Origin of the sequence: Brevundimonas sp. NPDC090276, from assembly GCF_044772165.1 — a bacterium.
GTDB lineage: Bacteria > Pseudomonadota > Alphaproteobacteria > Caulobacterales > Caulobacteraceae > Brevundimonas.
The window spans coordinates 896,534-915,355 of record NZ_JBIVYK010000001.1 but is presented as its reverse complement, the minus strand read 5'-3'; the positions used below and the strand labels follow the sequence as shown (position 1 = coordinate 915,355).

Here is an 18,822-nt window from a genome sequence, read left to right as displayed (position 1 = left end):
CATGTGGTCATGGCCGCGGCGCCTGCTCTTTGCTTTCGGTCGGAGGGACCACGTCTAATGGCTAACTCGACACTCGCGGTGATGTCGCCTGAACAGGGACTGTCGCGCTATCTCACGGAAATCCGTAAGTTTCCGATGCTCACCAAGGACGAGGAATTCATGCTCGCCAAGCGTTGGAGCGAGCACCAGGACCCCGAAGCGGCCCACCGCCTCGTCACCTCTCACCTTCGTCTCGTGGCCAAGATCGCCATGGGGTATCGCGGCTACGGCCTGCCGATCGGCGAAGTGATCTCAGAGGGCAACGTCGGCCTGATGCAGGCCGTGAAGAAATTCGATCCCGACAAGGGCTTCCGCCTGGCCACCTACGCCATGTGGTGGATCCGCGCCTCGATCCAGGAATACATCCTGCGCAGCTGGTCGCTCGTGAAGATGGGCACCACCGCCGCGCAGAAGAAGCTCTTCTTCAACCTGCGCAAGGCCAAGAGCCAGATCTCGGCCTTCGAGGAAGGCGACCTGCATCCCGAGCACCTGTCAGCCATCGCCACCAAGCTGGGCGTGTCGGAGCAGGAAGTGACCGACATGAACCGTCGCCTCGGCGGCGACGCCTCGCTGAACGCGCCCCTGCGCGCCGACGGTGAAAGCGAGTGGCAGGATTGGCTGGCCGACGACAATGCGGTGTCTCAGGAAACGGCCCTGGCCGACTCTGAGGAAAAGTCCATCCGCATGAGCCTGCTCGAGGAAGCGATGCAGGAACTGACCGACCGCGAGAAGCACATCCTCACGGAACGCCGCCTCAAGGACGATCCGGTCACGCTGGAAGAACTCGCCGGCCAGTACGGCGTGTCGCGAGAACGCGTCCGTCAAATCGAGGTCCGCGCCTTCGAGAAGCTGCAAAAAGCCATGCGCGCCGCCGCTGAAGAGCGGAATCTGGTCGACGCCTGAACGCTCAAGCAGCCGACGGCGGTAGCGCAAACAGACGGATGAGCCTCAGCCCGCCCGAGACAGGCTCTCGGGCGAGGCCAGGGCCAGAACGGCGCCGATCGGTCCGGCCAGCGTCGCCTTGGTCGGCGCACCCGCCGCCAGATTCGTCTCCAGTCCCGCCGCTGCAATCGCCAGCGAGGCGTCGCCGGTCTTGATGGCCAGAGCCTTGAGCGTCTCCGCCTGCTGCTTGATGGCGCGGATCGCCTGCATGGGATCGGTATCGAACTGGGTGTGCGCCGAGGCCAGAATCCTCATCGCCTGATCCTTGACCGCCACCACTGCCTCCGCCGCCGAGGCCGGCTTGTCCGCCTTGCGCTTGCCCGGCCCGGCATAGTCGTCGGAGTTGAAGCGGCGACGGTCCGGCCCGATGTAGCCCACCGCCTCGACCCAGTCGCGCGGCTTGGTGGCCAGGTTCTCGACCCGACGGAACAGGTCGCCGCTGGTGAAGGGCTTCCTCAGAAACTCGTGCACCCCGGCGTCGCGCGCGCCCTTGATGGTGCTGGCGGTGGCCTCGGCGGTGACCATGATGATCGGCACGCGGCGGCACGACAGGCTGGACCTGCGAATTCGTCGCGCCAGAGCCTCCCCGTCCAGGCGCGGGCCCGTCCGCTCCGTCAGGATCAGGCCCGGCTCCATCTCACGCGCCAGATCAATCACCCGCGCCTCGTCGCTCTCGACCGCGACATCGCGCGAGCCAAAGCCCTTCAGCAGGTCGGACAACAGCCGCGCGGCGGCGGGATTGGGATCGACGATGAGCACCCGGCGCACGACCGGGGCGATCCGCTGCATCGTCTTGGTGTCTAAAGCGAACACGGCACGGCTCCATCTGGAGCCAAGAAGGTAAACTCAGGGGGTTAAGGGGCCGTTTCCCTAAACGGGACGCAGCCCCTGACCGAGGTCTTATCCCTGGAAGGGGTCGCGCATCAGAATGGTGTCGTCCCGCTCGGGGCTGGTCGACAGCAGGGCCACCGGCGCGCCGATCAGTTCCTCGATCCGGCGCACGTATTTCAGCGCATGGGCGTTCAGATCCTTGAAGGTCCGCACCCCGCCCGTGCTCTCGCTCCAGCCTTCCAGCTCCTCGAACACCGGCTCGGCCGAGGCCTGATCCTTCAGGCTCGACGGCAGGTAGTCCAGCACCTCGCCGTTGATGCGATAGCCGACGCAGATCTTCAGCGTCTTCAGCCCGTCCAGCACGTCCAGCTTGGTCAGGGCGATGCCGTCGATGCCGTTGATCGCCACCGACTGGCGCACCAGCACCGCGTCGAACCAGCCGCAACGCCGCGCCCGCCCCGTGTTGACGCCGACCTCGCGGCCCACGACCGCCAGATGCTCGCCGACCTCGTCGTTCAGTTCACAAGCGAACGGGCCTTCGCCGACGCGGGTCGTATAGGCCTTGACGATGCCCAGCACATAGCCGACGCCGCGCGGCCCGATGCCCGAGCCCGCCGCCGCCTGACCGGCCACGGTGTTGGAACTGGTGACATAGGGATAGGTGCCATGATCCACGTCCAGGAAGGCGCCCTGCGCCCCTTCGAACAGCACGCGCTTGCCGTCCTTCTGAGCCTGATCCAGCACGCGCCAGGCGGGCTTGACGTAGGGCAGGATCTTCGGCGCGATCTCCAGCAGTTGCGCCAGCAGGGCCTCAGGATCGATCGGCTCCAGTCCCAGACCGGCGCGTAAGGGATCGTGGTGCGAGCGCAGACGGTCGATCTTGACCTTCAGGTCTTCCTCGTTGGCCAGATCGCAGACGCGGATGGCGCGACGGCCGACCTTGTCCTCATAGGCCGGGCCGATGCCGCGACCGGTCGTGCCGATCTTGGCGCCCGGCGCGCTGGCGGCGGCCTCGCGCGCCACGTCCAGGGCCGGATGGATCGGCAGGATCAGGCAGGCGTTGTCGGCGATAGTCAGGATGTCGGGGGTGATGGCCACGCCCTGGGCCTGGATTTTTTCGATCTCGCCGACCAGGTGCCAGGGGTCCACGACCACGCCGTTGCCGATGATCGAGGGCTTGCCCTGCACCACGCCCGAAGGCAGCAGCGCCAGCTTGTAGACCTTGCCGTCGACGACCAGGGTATGGCCCGCGTTGTGCCCGCCCTGGAAGCGGACGACCATGTCGGCGCGATTGGACAGCCAGTCCACAATCTTGCCCTTGCCCTCGTCGCCCCATTGGGCGCCGACCACTGCGACGTTAGCCAAGACCGTTTCTCCGCAATCCAGAATGCGGTGGGAGCCTATAACTCCTGAATCGTCCGGAGTCGCCCCGACAGCTCAGAATTATGCGCCCAGTTCACTGACCGCCGTCTGGAACGCCCATTCAAGCCACGGCGTTGCATCGACCACGTCCGCCGTCTCGACCGTGCAGCCGCACCACAGACGCAGGCCCGGCGGGGCGTAACGGTGCGGCTCCATGTCGAACACCGCCCCCTCGTCTTCCAGCAGGGCCTTGAACCGCTTCACAAAGGCTTTCTGCCCCGCCTCATCCATCGCCGCGATGCGCGGATCGACGAACTTCAGGCAGACCGAGGTTGTCGAGCGGACTTCAGACCGGTCGGGCAGGAAGGCGACCCAGTCGGTCCGCTCCACCCATTCCGCCAGCGCGGCATAGTTCCGGTCCGTGCGCCGGATCAGTTCCGGCAGGCCGCCCGCCCCCTTGGCCCACTCCAAGGCGTCGATCCAGTCCTCGATGGTCAGGATGGAGTAGGTGTTGATCACCACCCCGTCGGCCAGCGTCCGGTCAAAGCCCTTCTTGTCGGTCAGGCGCAGCACCTTGGGGATCGACCGTTCGGGACGATAGGTATCCAGCCGCGCCACGGCCCGCGGCGACAACACCATGACGCCGATGCCCGCCTCGCCGCCCAGCGCCTTCTGGAAGCTGAAGGTGGTCACATCCAGCTTGTCCCACGGCAGGTCCATGGCAAAGGCGGCCGAGGTGGCGTCACAGATGGTCAGCCCCTCGCGGTCGTCGGAAATCCAGTCGACGTTGTCGACCCGCACGCCCGAGGTCGTGCCGTTCCACGGGAAGACCACGTCCTTCTTCGGATCGACCTGGGTCATGTCCGGCAGCTCGCCCCAGGGCGCCGTAAGCACCTCGGGCTCCAGCTTCAGGTGGTCGCGCACGTCCGTCGCCCAGACCTGACCGAAGTTCTCATAGGCCACGACCTGCACCGGCCGCTCGCCCAGCATCCCCCAAAGCGCCGCCTCGACCGCGCCCGTGTCCGACCCCGGCGTATAGAGCAGCACATAGTCCTCGGGCGGCGCCAACACCTCCCGCGTCAGCCTCAGGCCATAGGCAAACCGCTCCACCACCTCCGGCGCGCGGATGCCGCGCCCCAGCAGATTGGTCGGCAGCGCCCCCAGCGACCACCCCGGACGCTTGGCCGTCGGACCGGCGGAGAACCACGGGCGAGCAGGCTTGGCGTCAGGCTTGGCGATCATCGTCGTCGTATCCAGCTTGGGGGGAGGAGGTATGAAGTCTGCTCAGCGTCCGGGCTTGTAGGGGCGCTTGTCGCGCCACTCGGTCGCGAACCGGATAAGCTCGTCGTCGGGCGTTTCCGGCAGGGTCACCGCCAGCTTGGCCAGCAGGTCGCCGCGCTTGCCCCCGGCATAGGCGCCGCGTCCCTTGAGCCGCAGGATCTTGCCGCTGTTCGAGCCCTTGGGAATGGTCATCATCACCGCGCCCTCGGGCGTCGGCACCTGGATCTTGCCGCCCAGCACCGCGTCGGGCACCGACACGGCCAGGTCCATGGTCAGGTCCGCCCCGTCGCGCTTGAACACCGGGTGCGGCGCGATCTTCAGCTCGATCAGGGCGTCGCCCGCCTGACCGCCGCGTCCCGGCGCGCCCTGCCCCTTCAGCCGGATCACCTGACCATCGGACGCCCCCTTGGGGATGACCACGTCCAGCATCCGTCCGTCCGAGAACTGGATGCGACGCGTCGTCCCGGCGATGGCGTCTTCCAGGCTGACGTCCAGCGTGGCTCGCACGTCCTGACCCTTGCCGCCAAAACCGCGCCCCGCCGTACGCCCGCCGCCGCCGAATGCGCCGAACAGCTCCTCCAGGTCGATGTCCTCGAACCCGCCGCGTCCGCCCGACCCACCAAAGCCGCCAAAACCGCCCGAGCGACCACCGCCTGGCGGCGCGCGGAACTGCTCGCGCCCGTCGGCGTCGATCTCGCCGCGATCATACTTGGCGCGCTTTTCGGCGTCGCCCAGCAGGTCGAAGGCGGCGGTGATACGCTTGAACCGCTCCTCGGCGGCCTTGTCGCCCGGGTTCTTGTCCGGGTGCAGTTCCTTGGCCAGTTTGCGGAACGCCTTCTTGATCTCGTCCGCGCTCGCGCCTCTGGCAACGCCCAGTTCCTTATAGGGATCGCCAGCCACGTCGAGTTCGCTCCAAGATCAGTAAAGGACCAGAGCGTCAGTTAAGCCATGCGCCCCCCCGCTGGAAGGGGCAGACGTGGTTTAGAGCAAAGGCGCGACCGTCTCCGCTCCCCAGCCATAGCCCTCGCCCCACTGCGCCACCGCGACCCGCGCGCCTTCACCGACCCCGCCGGGCCAGTCCGCCGCCATCGGCTCGGCGGCGTAGACCGTCTCCAGCCCCTCGACCTCCCAGACGCGCTTCTCGACGTCGACGTCCAGCACCCGCACCCTGAACCGACGCGGATCGACCTCGACCGCCTCGGCCTCCCAGCCCTCGCCATTGACCCGCACGCGCGGCGTCCACGACAGCCGCCGCCCGCCGCCCTCGATCTCCACGCGCAGATGCGCCGGCCGCCAGGGCCGCCCCGCCCGCCCGCTCCAGACAAAATCGACCTCGCTGAAACCAGCCCCGCCCGGCGGCGCGCCGACCGGCCCCGCCCGCCAGACCCTCGGCAAGCCCCGCTCGCCCGCCGCCACCTCTGCCCGCGCCATGTCGCGTTCCAGAAACACCACGACCGCCCCGACCAAGGCCCCCGCCGCCGTCGCCTCCTCGCTCCCCTGCTGCCCGCGCAGCAGACCGCTCAGCCGCCACACCTCGCCCCCGACCAGTTCCGCGCGCCGGTACTGCACCACCTCCCAGCCCGCCGCCGTCTCCAGCGCCAATGCATTGCCGCCGCTCAACACCCCACCCGCCGTCAGGCTCTCCGGCGCCCGCCCCTCGACGCGCACCTTGATCGCATTGACCTCGTCCCAGCGCCCGACCACGCCGCGCCCGACCGCCTCGACCAGCACCCCGACTGTCGCCGGTCGATCCACCGTCGCGCGCGGCGTCAGGGCGTCGATGCTCGCGCCCCCATGCACCGCCATCGGCGTCCAGGGATTGGCGGCTGCCGCCACGACTGGCCGACCATCATCCTCGCTTCCCGGCAGAGGCGGCAGATCCAGCAACCGCAGGAAGGGCGCCCCGACCATCGCCGGCCCATCGCCGGGCCGCCAGTCCGTCGGCGCCTCGTCGGCTCGCACGATCACCACCGGCTCCAGCACCGCCGACGGCTGCTCGTCCACGTCCAGCCGCGTCACGCGCCAGTCGCCCGCCCGCCCCTCGATCTTGACCACCTCGCCCGGTTCCAGTCGCAGCGCCTCCAGCGGCCCCAGCTTGACCGTCAACCGATCCGTCTCGCCCCCGGTCGTCGCCAGAGTCCGCCGCGCCAGCGCCCCGGCCACCCCCGCCCCGCACACCGCCGGCAGCTCCAGGTCCACCCCGCCGCCGTCGCCCGCGCCGCGCACCACCACCGACCCGGTCTGATAGTCCGCCGCCTCATCGATAAACCGCACTCGCGCCGCGCCCGGCCTCGGCTCCAGCGATCGATCCGCTGTGACGCTCGCGCCCTCGTCCGGCAGGGCCAAAGCCTCCGCCGTCAGGGTCAGCCCCACCGCCGTCTCGCCCAGCACCGCGATCCGCCCGCCCCGCTCCGCCGCCGTCGCCCCCAGGGCTTCCAGCAGCGGCTCCAGTGCATCCCGCGTCCGCATCGGCCGATCGATCACATAGCCGGCGATCTCGCCGTCCAGCGCTCCGATCTCGAACGCGTCTTCTTCCAGCCCGCCGCGCTTCAGCACCGCCGCGACCAGATCCGCCGCCTCGCCGCCCATGCGCCCATTCAGCCAGTGCCCGGCCCGCCACGCTCCCGCATCGGCCCAGATCTCGCCCCGTGCCGGAAAGGCCGGAAACGGCCTCGCGTCCCAGCACCAGGCGTCGGCCCCCTCGACCATCCGCCCGCCATAGAACGCCGACACCGGATTGTTCTGCCCATCCTCGAAGTGCGTCAGCACCGCCTCCAGCGCCCGCCGCTGCATCCGGTCGTCACGCGCCCCCGTCGAATACGGCGGCAGGGCGTTCTCCGAACTCTTGGGGTCCTGAAACAGGTTGGGCGCATTGCCGCCCCGGTCCACTGCCGCGCACCCGAACTCTGTCAGCCGGATCGGCTTCATCGCCGGAACCCAGGCCGTCGGCGTCGCCGACCGCCCCCCTGCCGCCCGCTCATGGTGCGGGTTCGACCACCAGCCCTTCAGGTCCTTGGCCCGATACAGCCAGTCCTCGCCGTGCGCCCCATCCACGATCGGCGTCCTCGCCTGCCCCGCCCGATCCTCAGCGCTCGCATAGAACCAGTCATGGTTCTCGCCGCCCGCCACCTGCATGGCCAGATAGGCCGGGTCCGCCGGCCCCTCGAACGCTTCCGCATCCAGCCCGCCCTCGCCCGCACGCCAGTCGCCCAGCGGCGGATACCAGTCGATCCCGACGTAATCGATGTTCGGATCAGCCCACAGCGGGTCCAGATGAAACCGGACCTCGTCGCCCTTGTGCCAGCCGAAATACTCCGACCAGTCAGCGGCGTAGGACAGCTTCACCCCCGCCCCGACAATGGCCCGGCACTCCGCCGCCAGAGCCCTGAATTGCGCCACGGCCGGGAAGCCGCCGCCCGCGTCGCGCGTCCCCGTCAGCCCCCGCATCTCCGAACCGATCAGCAAGCCGTCCGCGCCCTCCTCCGCCGCTATCCGCGCATAGTGCAGCGCCAGCCGCCTCAGCCCCCAGCCGCTCGCCGTCCCGAACATGGCCGCGACCTCAGCCGCCGCCCCTGCGCCGTCCGTCCCCGCCACACGCCCGCGCCACGGATAGCCAGGGCAGTCCATGAAGACGAAGGGATACAGCGTCGCCTCCAGCCCCCGCGCCTTCAGGCTGCGGATCGCCTGGCGCACGCTCTCATCCGACGGCGTCCCGCCATAGGCCGGCCCGCCATCGACCTGCGACACCAGATGCGCCTCATGCCGCTCCAGCCCCGCCACGCTCCAGCGCATCGGCTTCGTCATCTTGTCGCGCCGATCCACGCCGGGTCGGATGCGGCAATGCCCGGCCCTCAGGTCGTCGCCGAACCAGCCGATGATCAGGCTGACCCGCTTCAGCTTCGGCGCCTGGGCCGTCAACTGATCCAGCGACACCTCGATGTCCGCCCGCCCCTCGGCGTTGTTGACGTTCTCGACCCTGCTGCGCGTCAGCCCCTCGCGCCGCATCACCGCCTCGGTCGCCAGACAGAACTCCCCCGCACCGGGGATCAGGCACACCCCCTCCAGCTGATCCTCCAGACGCCGCTCCACGCCTACCGGCCGACGAAACACCTCGAACGCCAGCTGCGGCGGACGATTGCCGAACGGCCCCAGCGGCAGGTCCTCGAACACCACATAGGCCGTGCCCCGGAACGCCGGTGCCCCGCCCTCCACCGCCTCGATCAGTGGATCCGGCGTCTGCGTCTGCGTCCCGCGATGCACCCGCATCGTCACACCCGTCAGGTCCAGCGGCTGGCCGTCGGCCCAGACCCGTCCCACCCCGTCGATGACTCCCTCGCCCAGACCGACCGCGAAGCTCAGCGAGTAGTCGTACTCGACCGTCTTCTGCCCGCCCTTGCCGCCCGACCGCTTGTGCCTGGTCTCCAGGAACCGCGCGGCCCAGATCACCTGCCCCGTCACCCGCGCACGCCCGAACACGCAGGCCATCGGCGCCCCGTCCGCCGACGACTGCAGGCTCAGCGCCTCCAGCCTCGGCCCCTTCTGCCGCGCCGGCGACAGGCTGGCGATCACCCGATTGTCGATAGCCCGGCCGATGGTCGACCCGATGAACTGCCCGATCGGCCCGCCCACCTGCTGGCCCAGATTGCTCAGTACGACCTGCGCCAAATCTCACTCCCCCGTCTTCACCGGCCAGCGGAAGGCCGCGACCAGTCTTCGCCGCCACCACGGCCCCACCCAGCTCTCGACCACCGCCCGCCCCCAATAGGCGTGGATCATTCTCCACTCCGGCCCGTCATCGTTGCTCAGGATGCCGCAGTGCTTGACTGGACACCCCGCACTCATCCGAAACAGCAACACGTCCCCCGTCCGCGCCATCGCCAGCGGAACCTCGACCAGCCGCCTTCGCGCCGCGTGCAACAACGTCTCCTCGCCCCCGACCTCGGCCCAGTCGGGACGATAGGCCGGCGGCGCCTCCGGCTCCTCGCCCAACACCTCGCGCCACACTCCGCGCACCAGCCCCAGACAGTCCGTCCCCTCGCCCTTCACGCTCGCCTGATGCCGGTAGGGCGTTCCCAGCCAGCCGCGCGCGGCGGCGACCACCTCCCCCCTCATCGCCGGCTCCCGCCGTCATTGCGCCCGCTCCCCGCCGGTCGCGCCGTCAGGAAGTCGTCGCCCGGAATGTCCGGAAAGCCGTGGAAGTTGACGCCGTTGCCGAACACGCCCGTACAGGTCGCCCACCGCTTGTCGCAGCCTCGCCCCGCTGTCGCCGCCGCGCTCAGGCCGCAGCGCCCGTCACCGAGAACCGCGTCGCAGGTCCGGCCATAGGTCCGCCCCACCACCCGCTCCAGCGCCGCCATCGGCCCGTCCAGATCGGCGACGAACCCGCCGTTCTCGCGCCTGATCCGCGCCAGCGTCCCCGCCCACAGGCGCACCGCCAGGTCCGGCCGCGCCCAGTCCACGCGCCACAACTCGACCCGCGCCCCGTCATAGAGGCCCGCCGCCACATCCGCCTCGGTAATCGCCTCGTCATCCAGTCCGCCCGACGCCGACAACCCGCCCGCCGACAGCCCGGCCTCACCCTCGCCCGCCCCCGCCGTCCAGCCGCTACCCGCCCGACAGACCACGCCCTCGACGCTCAGGTCCCGATCGTGATCGGTGAACCCCATCACCGCGCCGTCCGCCCGTATCAGCACCCAGGCATGACACAGCATCGCCGCCCCGCTCTCGATGCGGTCGGCCAGTTCCTCCGGTATGTCGCGCATGGCTAGACCCGCACCTCGATCAGCGGCATGGCCACCATCCGCCCGGCGCCGAAACTCTCCAGCGTCACCTCGATCCGGTCGGCGTCGAACCGCACCGGCGTGTCGAAGACGAACCCCGCCGTCACCACCGCGCCAGGGTCCGGGGCCGCCGCCAGCGTCACCTCCCCCGTCGCCGCAGCGACCGCGAATTCCGTCGTCTCCACGCTCCCCACCGCCACGCGCACCGAGCCCTCGACCGGCTTCCTGATGCGGCGCTCGTGGTCGCCGTAGGCTTTGCTCAGCCCAAACACGCGCCGCGCCCCGTTGCCGGTTCCGATTCTCTGGTCGGTCGCCGCGACCGCCTCGCCCGGCGCACAGCTCTTGAAGTCGGCGAAGTCGCGGAACCGGAACCCGTACAGCCGCCCGCGCCGCGCCTCGAAAAACGCCGTCAGCGCCGCCATGTCGTCCAGCGACCTCAATCCCGCTCCGATCAGATAGCGCCGACGCCCCTCGGCCCAGGGCGTCGAGCGCCGCTCGAACCCCGAGCCCAGGGTCGTGATCTCCGTCCGTCGCTCGACCCCGCCGGTCGAGCCGAACGCCAGCCGCGCCGGCAGACGCACCTCGTGAAAGGCCATAGGTCCTCGCTCATGTCTTGAACTGCGTCATTCCGGGACAAGCTGCGATTTGTTCGCAGAAATCTTGCCCCACGGTCACGCTTCGGGTTGTCTGGAAACCGTCGCTCGGTCATGCTCGCGTCAAAGCGGCCGGGGGCCGTTCAGAACTCAGGAGACATGCGCGTGCGCGGTGAAATTCTCAGCTATGACGACGTCTCGGGCACCGGCCTGATCAGCGGCGACGACAGCATCCGGTACGGCTTCGCCCGTTCGGCCATCCAGGCCGGCGGAACCATCCGCGCCGGCGCCCGCGTCGACTTCGTGCCCGAAGGCCTCGAAGCGACCCAGATCATGGTCCTGGCCGGCGATCCCGCCGCCGCCTTCGGCGTCGCCGCCAACTCGGCCTTCACCGCTCGCGACACCGGCGGCGGTTATGACTTCACCAGCGCCCTGTTCTCGTTTAACGGCCGTCTGCGCCGCCAGCACTTCTGGATCAGTTGGCTGATCCTGCTCGGCGCCGGCGTCGTCCTCGGCTGGATTCCCTTCCTGGGCATCATCCTGTCGCTGGCGATGATCTGGCCCAACATCGCCATCGTGGTGAAGCGCCTGCACGACATGGGCAAGTCCGGCTGGTTCGTGGTCATCCCCTGGGTCGCCAACCTCGTCGGCTTCTTCATGATCATCAGCGCCGTCGGCATGGCCATCTTCACCAACCCTCAGGCCTTCGAAAGCGAAGACCCCTCCGTCGCCCTGTCCATGCTGGGCTCGATGATGGGCGGCCTCAGCATCATGTTCCTGGTCAACATCGCCTTCCTGCTGTGGATCGGCATCTCCGACAGCCAGCGCGGCGACAACAAGTTCGGCCCCAATCCCAAGGGCGAGTAAGACGACCAAAGGGCGCTCCTCGGAGCGCCCTTTTTCTTTTGGAGGCTACCGCTCGCCGCAGGGCGGCTCGCTGCTTGAGCCTCATTGGAGGCTATCGCGAACCACGCGGCGCGCCGCCAGCCCCTCTACATCCTTCTGGCGCCCAGGGCTGTCGCCCGCGCCAGCATCCGCGCGATCTGCGCTTCGGACCGCAGCAAGCCCTGCGCCCCGCCGTCCACGCTGACATTGACCGTCACCCCGGCCCCGCCGCTAATCGCTTCAATACTGCCCGCGCCCGCCGGTCGAAACACCTCCGGCCCACGCTCGCCGACCAGATAGGCCCCGCCGCCCAGCACCGGCCCGCCCTCGGCCCGCGCCCCGCCAAAACTGCTCATCACCGCCGCGATCGCGTCCGACAGACCGCCGCCTCGGCCCGATCCAGCCGCCGCGTTGACCGCGTTCAGCACCGCCCGCGCCAGCTCGGCCAGGGTCACCTCCCCGTCCGCCGCCGCCCGCGTCAGCGACCGCGTCAGGCTCTCCCCCGCCCGTCCGAACGCCTCCTCGATCGAGGCCGCCGCTCGCTCCGCCGGCTCCTTCAGCGCCTCCAGCGCCGCCGCCGCCTCCGCCGCCTTGACCGGCACGGCGTCGATCCCGTCCGGCCTGAAACTCTCAGCCATCCGGCCACATCTCCCTCATCCGATCCAGCTCGCTCCGCCCCAAGGGCGCCGCCTGAACCGACCCCGCCGTCAGCATCCGCCATTCCTTCAGCGACAGCCGCCAGAACCCTTCCGGCCCCACGCCCATTCGCGCCGCCGCCTGCATCATCTCACCCCACGGCGTCATGCCGCCGCCGCGAACGCCCTGGCCACCGCCTCCGCCGCCTCGCGCGGATCGACCGCCGCACCCGCCAGCCCGTCTGCCAGCGCCCCCTCGCCCCCGCCGCGCAGCAAGGCCGCCAGGACCACCATCAGATCCCGCGCCGACAACATCCGCATCCGCTCGGCCAGTCCCGCCATCCCGGCCACGCCCAGCCCCGTCTCGATCTCGGCCAGCGCCCCCAGCGTCAGACACAGCCTCCGCTCCGCCCCCGCCAGCACCGCCGTCGCCTCGCCCCGCACGCCGTTAGTCATCTTGGTCTCCATCACCAGGCCGCGTCGGGTCGAGAAGGCGGAACCTTCTGACCGCGGCCCACTCAAATGCTCGCGAACGTCACTTCACCCGCGCTCGCCAAACTCAGCGCAAAGCTTGCCTCCCCCTCGTGCTCGCCGGCGTATTCCAGCGCCGCCACCAGGAAGGCCCCCTCCAGCACGCCGAAATCCGGCACGATCAGCCGCCACGTCCTCGCCGCCTGTTCAAAAAAGGCCTCGCGGATCAGGGCGTCCGAAGCCGCATCGCGGAAAATCCCCTGCCCCGACACCGCCGCCGACTTCACCCCGGCCCCCGCCAGCAGCTCGCGCCAGCGCCCGGCGCTGTCGCCGTCGGTGGCGTCCACCGTCCTGGCGTTCAGCGAAATCGTCCGCGCCCTCAGCCCCGCCACCGTGGTGAAGACGCCGGCTGCGCCCTCGATCTTCAGCAAGATGTCCTTGCCGCGTTGCGCGCTCATCTCAGATTTCCTCCGTCACGGCCCGCAGCCGCATCACCGCCCAGGCCCGTTTCAAATCCGCGCTGCGAAACACGTCGGTAAAGGTCACGCCCAGGCTGACCGCCTTCACCCCGTCCGCCTCCAGCGGCGCATCCGCCACCCGCGCCCGCACCGCCGCCGCCACCGCCCGCGCCTCTTCCATCCCCGCAAAGCGACTGGCGCAGGTCAGGGTCAGCCGATGCTCGACTCCGCCCCCGTCCGCGTTCAGTCCCCGGCTCTCGCCCTTGCCGATCAGCAGATGCGGAAACTCAGGCTCCTCCGGCGGCTGGTCCCAGACCCTCACCGGATCGCCCAGCAGCGCCTGCAAACCCCCGTCGCCCTTCAGATGCGCGATCAGCGCCTTCACCAGCGCCCCCTCATGATCCCTCATCGCGCCCGCTCCAGGTTCAGCCGCACCCGCCCTGCCGCCTTGGCATCGGCCTCGATTCCCGCGACGCCCCAGTCCGCCCCGCCGAAGCGCACGATCAGCCCCTCGGCCAGCCTCGGATCAGCTCGAACGGTGGCGCTCAGCGTCTCCACGGCGCGCGTCACGCCGCCTTCTGTCCGCTCACGCCGACGCCGTGCGCCGAGGCTTAGCCACAGCGACCCGACCGGCTCATAGCTGACGACGCGCCCGCCATAGGGCGTCTCCGCCTCCACCGCCCGCACCAGCGACGCCATGACCTTCACAGCCGCACCACGCGATAGGGCGCGATCCACCCCTCGACCGGCGCCGCCGACATCTCGCTCTCGCCGCGCTCATAGGCGCGCAGCACCAGCATCATCACCGCCAGCCGCAGCGGCGCCGCCGAGGTCGAGGTCAGCGTCAGCCCCACCTCCCCCTCCACCCGCGCCCTCGCCGCATCAATCAGGGTCTGGACCAGCCCGTCCTCCGCCTCATGCTCGACACGCAGGAACAGCTTCGCCTCCGTGAGGGTCACGGGTGCGCTCATGGCAGTCTCCATTTGAAAAAAGCAGGGGACGGCCGACGGCCGCCCCCTTTCCGCGCCTGTCAGCTCGCCGCGAACTTCATCAGCTTGATCGCGTCAAAGTTCTGCACCCCGCCGCCCACGCGCTTGGTCGTGTAGAACAGCACATAGGGCTTGGCCGAATAGGGATCGCGCAGCACCCGCACCCCCGCGCGATCCACGATCAGATAGCCGCGCGAAAAATCGCCGAACGCGATCGACAGACTGTTGGCCGCCACGTCCGGCATGGTCTCGATCTCGGTGACCGGATAGCCCAGCAGGCTCGCCGTCTCGCCCGGTCGCGTCGCCGGCGACCAGACATAGTTGCCGTCCGCGTCCTTGAACTTGCGCACCGCCGAGACCGTGCGTCGGTTCATCACGAAGCGCCCGTTCGGACGATACTGGGCCTTGGGCGCATAGATCAGGTCGATCAGCCTGTCCGCCGGATTGCTGCTGGCGAAGGCGCCCGCCGCCCCCGAGGCCACCGTGCCGATCTGGCCCCAAGTCTGCGTCCCCTCGCTCGCCGTCGCATAGGCCAGGAAGCCCTTGGGCTTGTTGACCCCGTCGCCGCTGACGAATGCCGCCGTCTCCTGCGCCGCGAAGGCGTCCTCGACCTCGGCCGCCAGCCATTCGTCCAGATCGATCAGGGCGTCGTCCAACAGGCTCTGCGTCGCTGCCGGACAGGCGTAGAGATCCGCCGACGAGAACTCCAGCAGGCTCAAGGTCGCCGGGTCCGTCTCCGGCCGCGCCGCCGTCTCGGCCACCCAGCCCGCCGTCACCCCCGCCGTCGACACCGGTTTGCGGAACACGCCCGAACCCACCGTGCGCACCGTGGCGATCTCGCGCATCGGAGACCCCGCCATCAGACGGCGCTCGATGGCCCGCTCCGTCTCCGGCGGCACGACATAGCCGGCCGAGTTCGACGCCGAAGACAGCCCCGCCTTCAGCTCCAGACCATGAGCCTGGCCCGACTTCATATAGCCGTCCCACGCCGCCTTGGCCTCCGGCGCCGCCACGACCGCCGGCGGCTCACCGCCCAAAATCGGACGGCGGCTCTCGCTCAGCGCGCGGTCCAGCCGCGCCTGCGCCCCCGCCACCGCCTGATCGATGCGCGCCACCTTCTCCTCCAGCAGCGCATCGGCCGACGCCTTCTTCTCGATCTCGTCCAGACGGGCGTCATTGGCCCCTTTGAACGCCTCGAACGCCGCCATCATCTCATGCATGGCGGCGCGCGCCTCGGGCGAAGCCGAGGCGGTCTTGGTCTCTTTCATGCTCTCTCCGAAAATGTACGCGCCCGGTTGGCGCGCCCTACGCTTCAGGCCTCGCGACCCGAACTCTTTGCCGCTTCCGGGCCCTGGCCGAACCGTGCTACCCGTCCGCCGATCTTGGGGGATTCCAGTATGTTCAACGTCATCGCCGCCGCCCTGTCGGCCGCCCTGCTCGTCCAGTCGCCCACGGCGCTGACGGCGCGCCTGACGCCGGAACAGGCGGCGGACATCGCCCGGCTCATGCCGGATGCAGCCCCCACCATGGGCACGCTCGGCGCCTGCGAGCGGCTGATGCCCGAACTGGGCCAACACCTGGCTCCCATGTTCAACTCGCCGACCGACACTGCCGACCAGGCCGCCTTCCAGGAGTACATGCGTCAGGCCTATGAGCGCGGCAAAACCTCGCCCGAAGCCAGGACCGTCACCCCGGAAGCCTGTGTGGCCGCCGCCGGAGACCTGCAAGCCCAGACGAAGCAGTTGCAACAGTCCGCCGAAGCTCAGGCCTCGGAACTGACCCCGGAACAGGCAGCTCAGGCCGAACGGGCCTTGGCGCTCGTCCTGCGGATGGTCGAGAACCTCGGTTCCTGCGAGGCCGTCATGCCTGCCGGAACCGCCGAACAGATGAGGGCTGGCTTCGACAAGGGCGGCGATCCCGAAGCCCGCCGCCTGTTGCTCGAGGCCTATGAACGCGGCAAGACGTCGCCTGCCGCCGCTGGTCGCACCATGGAAACCTGCATGGCCGACCTCGCGGCCGTCGCCGAGGAACTGCAAAGCCTCCAGACCGAGATGCAAGCGGCCTTCAGCGCGGACTGATGACCCATTCCTGGCTCAACGCCGTCGAACGCTCATGGCGGCTCAAGCTGGCCTGGCTGTGCGTGCCGTACATCCCCATCACCGCCCTCGCCATCAGCCTCCATGCCGGCGACGGCCACTCCCTCCTGATCGCCGCTCTGCCCGCCATCGTTGTATTCGGCGGCGCCGCGCTTCCCTTTCTCGTCGGCCTGCTCGCCCGGCCAGCCAAGAAGGCCCGTCGCCGCGCCCTGCCGCCGCTCCAGCGCATGCAGATGTCCGAGGAAGCCGACGCCGCCACCGTCGCCGAAGCCCTCGGCATCACCGAAAAGCCGCCCGTCGATACGCTTCCCGACTGGCTTCAGGCCGCCATCGCCCATTTCGGCGCGCCGCTCCCTCGCCTCCTTGAGCCCCTTGCCAAGGCCCTCGGCCTCCTGATTTCGCTCGCCCTGATAGCCTTGGCCTTCCTGCGCGACCCTCTGGGCCTCATGACCCGCTGGACCGGCCTGACCCTGCCGCTCGACTACTGGCCCGCCTATGTCCTGGTGCTGACAGCGGCCCTGCTCACCACCCTCTGGCATTGGCTGCGCCAGATGCACGATCACTATGTCGCCGAGGCCAAACCCACCGGCCGCCGCCCCTTCCCGGCGCTCAGGTCATGAAGCCATCCTGAACCGCGCCCCCGGCAGCATAGGAAAGGTCACCAGCGACACCTCCCACAGCTCGACCGCGCTCAGCACCCTTAAGCGCCCGTCGCGCCGCGCCCTGGCCGCCCGGAACCCGATCGACAGCCCGTCCAGCGCCCCCGCCCGCGTCAGGGCGGCGGCATAGCGCGCCTCGCCCGACCAGTCGTGGATGCGCCCGCGCACCCGCAGGCCGCGCTCGTCCTCGACCACCTCGTCCCAGACGCCGACCACGGCGCGGCTCTCGTGCTGGTGCAGCATCCGCACCCCGCCCGCGCCGGTCTTCGCCAGGCTGTCGGCGAAGGCGCCGCGCGCCACGACGTCCCCGTTCAAGTCGGCCACGCCCCACAGCGAGGCGTAGCCTTCGATGACGACCCCTTGTCCCGTCGAAGCCTCCATCACCTCTCCTCCAGCCGCCGCTCGATCCGATCGACCGTCGCCCGCACCGCCTCGCCCTGGGCCTCCACCCGCGCCAGCCGTTCGGCGACCAGCCTCTGCTCGCCCACCCTCTGCTCCAGCGTGGCGATCCGCGCCGCCGCCCCGCCCGCCCAGACCAGGCCGCCGATGGTCTGCACCAGCAGGGCCGCGATCAGGGCGACCGGGATCTTCTTCACCTGTTCCATCACGCCCCCACCCCCGCCATGCGACGCCGCTCCTCATCCGTCAGGAAGCTCGCCGCATTCAGCCGCGCCCAAAGGGCGTCGCGCTCAACCTGCAGGGCCGGAACCGCGTCCAGATCCGGCTCAATGCGACAGTCCGTAAACCGCCCGCCCAGCCAGCCCGTCATCGCCCCCGCCGCCTTCCGCACCAGCGGGATCACCGTCCCGCGCCAGAAGGCGGCGTTGGCCTCGCGATAGTTGGCGTAGGTCGCATCGCCCGGAATCCCCAGCAGCTGCGGCGGCACCCCGAAGGCCAGCGCGATCTCCCGCGCCGCCGCGTGCTTGCCGGCGATGAAGTCCATGTCGTGCGGCGTCAGGCTCATCGGTTTCCAGTCCAGCCCGCCTTCCAGCAACAGAGGCCGCCCGGCGTTGCGCGCCCCCGCATGGGCCTCGCCCAGCTCCGCCTTCAGCGCCTCGAACTGCTCGCCCGTCAGCCGCTCGCCGTCCTTCGCCCCATAGACCAGCGCGCCGCTCGGCCGCGCCGCATTGTCCAGCAGCGCCTTGTTCCAGGCCCCCGAGGCGTTGTGCACGTCGATGGCGAAGGCCGCCGCCTCCAGCGGTGAAAAGCCATAGTGATCGTCGGTCGGGTGAAACAGCTTCAGATGCATGACCGGCGACCAGCCGTCGCCATGCCGCCCGATCCGCACCGCCTGCCCGCCGACCGCATACTCATAGGCCTCGGGCCAGCCCGCGCGACCCGGAACCACCTTCACCCGGTCGGGGCGCAAGGCCCAAAGCTCGTCGGGCGCCCAAGAACTGGAATTGGCGCCGTCGGCGTCCCCCGAGGCCTCGACATAGGCGTTGCCCGCCGTCTGCAGCGCGCCGTAAACCGCCTCCATCAACTCCCCGCCCGACTGCTCGGGATTGGGCTTGGCCAGCAGCCGCGCCAGCGGGTGATCCGCCGTCCGCACCCCGCCGACCATCACCACCAGCGGCGTCGAGGCCGCCGCCTCCGCGATCATCCGCACGCAGCGGTAGGCCACGGCGTTCTTGGCGAACCCCTCCTCGGCCAGATGGGCGTAATCCCGCGGCGTCCACCGCGCCCGCCCCGCCCCGGTCAGGGCGATCAGCGGCCCCGCCCGGCTGTCCTTGGTTTCAGGCGCGCCCACGCGCCGCCGACCGAACGGTCGTCGCCAATCCATGTGGTTCTCCATCAAAAT

The 18,822-nt window shown here is 69.8% G+C and carries 23 protein-coding genes; 4 read left to right on the top strand and 19 right to left on the bottom strand.

Annotation, left to right across the window (positions count from 1 at the left end; genetic code table 11):
• Window positions 1-57: 57 nt before the first annotated feature.
• Window positions 58-942, top strand: coding sequence for an RNA polymerase sigma factor RpoH (rpoH, locus tag ACIQTU_RS04400; RefSeq protein WP_400542878.1), 885 nt, complete (start codon window positions 58-60; stop codon window positions 940-942).
• A gap of 45 nt (window positions 943-987) precedes the next feature.
• On the opposite strand, the gene ACIQTU_RS04395 is transcribed toward rpoH, so the two are convergent.
• The 8 genes from ACIQTU_RS04395 to ACIQTU_RS04360 form a co-directional block, all read right to left on the bottom strand.
• Window positions 988-1,794 carry a two-component system response regulator gene (locus tag ACIQTU_RS04395; RefSeq protein ID WP_400542875.1) on the bottom strand — a complete coding sequence of 269 codons (807 nt, stop codon included), beginning with the start codon at window positions 1,792-1,794 and terminating at the stop codon, window positions 988-990.
• Between the two features lie 87 nt (window positions 1,795-1,881).
• Window positions 1,882-3,177 carry an adenylosuccinate synthase gene (locus tag ACIQTU_RS04390; RefSeq protein ID WP_400542872.1) on the bottom strand — a complete coding sequence of 432 codons (1,296 nt, stop codon included), beginning with the start codon at window positions 3,175-3,177 and terminating at the stop codon, window positions 1,882-1,884.
• Window positions 3,178-3,255: 78 nt separating this feature from the next.
• Window positions 3,256-4,416: a phosphoserine transaminase gene (locus tag ACIQTU_RS04385; protein WP_400542869.1), complete on the bottom strand. Its 1,161-nt coding sequence runs from the start codon at window positions 4,414-4,416 to the stop codon at window positions 3,256-3,258.
• Between the two features lie 42 nt (window positions 4,417-4,458).
• The gene (locus tag ACIQTU_RS04380) at window positions 4,459-5,355 is read right to left on the bottom strand and encodes a DnaJ C-terminal domain-containing protein (protein WP_400542866.1); all 897 of its coding nucleotides are present in this window, start codon (window positions 5,353-5,355) and stop codon (window positions 4,459-4,461) included.
• 81 nt (window positions 5,356-5,436) lie between these two features.
• Window positions 5,437-9,120, bottom strand: a complete 3,684-nt coding sequence (locus ACIQTU_RS04375) for a glycoside hydrolase/phage tail family protein (RefSeq protein WP_400542863.1) — start codon at window positions 9,118-9,120, stop codon at window positions 5,437-5,439.
• Between the two features lie 3 nt (window positions 9,121-9,123).
• Complete coding sequence (locus ACIQTU_RS04370) at window positions 9,124-9,567, bottom strand: NlpC/P60 family protein (protein ID WP_400542860.1); 444 nt, start codon at window positions 9,565-9,567, stop codon at window positions 9,124-9,126.
• A complete protein-coding gene (locus ACIQTU_RS04365) occupies window positions 9,564-10,217 on the bottom strand; it encodes a DUF2163 domain-containing protein (RefSeq protein WP_400542857.1) in 654 nt (217 codons plus the stop codon). The genes ACIQTU_RS04370 and ACIQTU_RS04365 overlap by 4 nt, the downstream gene beginning before the upstream one ends.
• 2 nt (window positions 10,218-10,219) lie before the next feature.
• Window positions 10,220-10,831 carry a TIGR02217 family protein gene (locus ACIQTU_RS04360; RefSeq protein WP_400542854.1) on the bottom strand — a complete coding sequence of 204 codons (612 nt, stop codon included), beginning with the start codon at window positions 10,829-10,831 and terminating at the stop codon, window positions 10,220-10,222.
• A gap of 162 nt (window positions 10,832-10,993) precedes the next feature.
• Between ACIQTU_RS04360 and ACIQTU_RS04355 the strand changes: the two genes are divergently transcribed.
• Window positions 10,994-11,695, top strand: a complete 702-nt coding sequence (locus ACIQTU_RS04355) for a DUF805 domain-containing protein (RefSeq protein WP_400542851.1) — start codon at window positions 10,994-10,996, stop codon at window positions 11,693-11,695.
• A 125-nt stretch (window positions 11,696-11,820) separates the two neighbouring features.
• Here the strand turns inward: ACIQTU_RS04355 and ACIQTU_RS04350 are convergent, their stop codons facing one another.
• The 8 genes from ACIQTU_RS04350 to ACIQTU_RS04315 all read right to left on the bottom strand — a co-directional run bounded on the left by ACIQTU_RS04350 (window position 11,821) and on the right by ACIQTU_RS04315 (window position 15,534).
• Window positions 11,821-12,351, bottom strand: coding sequence for a phage tail tape measure protein (locus tag ACIQTU_RS04350; RefSeq protein ID WP_400542848.1), 531 nt, complete (start codon window positions 12,349-12,351; stop codon window positions 11,821-11,823).
• The gene (locus ACIQTU_RS04345) at window positions 12,344-12,517 is read right to left on the bottom strand and encodes a phage tail assembly chaperone (RefSeq protein WP_400542844.1); all 174 of its coding nucleotides are present in this window, start codon (window positions 12,515-12,517) and stop codon (window positions 12,344-12,346) included. The genes ACIQTU_RS04350 and ACIQTU_RS04345 overlap by 8 nt, the downstream gene beginning before the upstream one ends.
• The gene (locus ACIQTU_RS04340) at window positions 12,514-12,804 is read right to left on the bottom strand and encodes a GTA-gp10 family protein (protein ID WP_400542841.1); all 291 of its coding nucleotides are present in this window, start codon (window positions 12,802-12,804) and stop codon (window positions 12,514-12,516) included. The genes ACIQTU_RS04345 and ACIQTU_RS04340 overlap by 4 nt, the downstream gene beginning before the upstream one ends.
• A 62-nt stretch (window positions 12,805-12,866) precedes the next feature.
• Window positions 12,867-13,277, bottom strand: coding sequence for a phage major tail protein, TP901-1 family (locus ACIQTU_RS04335; RefSeq protein ID WP_400542838.1), 411 nt, complete (start codon window positions 13,275-13,277; stop codon window positions 12,867-12,869).
• A gap of 1 nt (window position 13,278) precedes the next feature.
• Window positions 13,279-13,686 carry a DUF3168 domain-containing protein gene (locus ACIQTU_RS04330; protein WP_400542835.1) on the bottom strand — a complete coding sequence of 136 codons (408 nt, stop codon included), beginning with the start codon at window positions 13,684-13,686 and terminating at the stop codon, window positions 13,279-13,281.
• Window positions 13,683-13,976 (bottom strand): head-tail adaptor protein, encoded by a 294-nt coding sequence (locus ACIQTU_RS04325; protein ID WP_400543763.1) that lies wholly within the window; start codon window positions 13,974-13,976, stop codon window positions 13,683-13,685. Before ACIQTU_RS04325 ends, ACIQTU_RS04330 begins: the two co-directional genes overlap by 4 nt.
• Window positions 13,977-13,981: 5 nt before the next feature.
• Window positions 13,982-14,248, bottom strand: a complete 267-nt coding sequence (locus ACIQTU_RS04320) for a head-tail connector protein (protein ID WP_400542832.1) — start codon at window positions 14,246-14,248, stop codon at window positions 13,982-13,984.
• A gap of 59 nt (window positions 14,249-14,307) precedes the next feature.
• A complete protein-coding gene (locus tag ACIQTU_RS04315) occupies window positions 14,308-15,534 on the bottom strand; it encodes a phage major capsid protein (RefSeq protein ID WP_400542829.1) in 1,227 nt (408 codons plus the stop codon).
• A 129-nt stretch (window positions 15,535-15,663) separates the two neighbouring features.
• Here ACIQTU_RS04315 and ACIQTU_RS04310 point away from each other — a divergent pair, with 129 nt between their 5' ends.
• Both ACIQTU_RS04310 and ACIQTU_RS04305 read left to right on the top strand, forming a co-directional pair.
• The gene (locus tag ACIQTU_RS04310; protein WP_400542826.1) at window positions 15,664-16,344 is read left to right on the top strand and encodes a hypothetical protein; all 681 of its coding nucleotides are present in this window, start codon (window positions 15,664-15,666) and stop codon (window positions 16,342-16,344) included.
• Entirely contained in the window at window positions 16,344-16,982 is a 639-nt protein-coding gene (locus tag ACIQTU_RS04305) for a hypothetical protein (RefSeq protein ID WP_400542823.1), read from the top strand. The genes ACIQTU_RS04310 and ACIQTU_RS04305 overlap by 1 nt, the downstream gene beginning before the upstream one ends.
• Here ACIQTU_RS04305 and ACIQTU_RS04300 read toward each other — a convergent pair.
• The 3 genes from ACIQTU_RS04300 to ACIQTU_RS04290 are packed head-to-tail and all read right to left on the bottom strand — an operon-like array spanning window position 16,977 to window position 18,804.
• Window positions 16,977-17,402, bottom strand: a complete 426-nt coding sequence (locus tag ACIQTU_RS04300; RefSeq protein ID WP_400542820.1) for an HK97 family phage prohead protease — start codon at window positions 17,400-17,402, stop codon at window positions 16,977-16,979. The two genes, ACIQTU_RS04305 and ACIQTU_RS04300, sit on opposite strands and share 6 nt — an antisense overlap.
• Window positions 17,402-17,626: a hypothetical protein gene (locus ACIQTU_RS04295; protein ID WP_400542817.1), complete on the bottom strand. Its 225-nt coding sequence runs from the start codon at window positions 17,624-17,626 to the stop codon at window positions 17,402-17,404. The genes ACIQTU_RS04300 and ACIQTU_RS04295 overlap by 1 nt, the downstream gene beginning before the upstream one ends.
• On the bottom strand, window positions 17,626-18,804 hold the full coding sequence (locus tag ACIQTU_RS04290) for a phage portal protein (protein ID WP_400542814.1): 1,179 nt from the start codon (window positions 18,802-18,804) through the stop codon (window positions 17,626-17,628). Before ACIQTU_RS04290 ends, ACIQTU_RS04295 begins: the two co-directional genes overlap by 1 nt.
• Window positions 18,805-18,822: the final 18 nt, after the last annotated feature.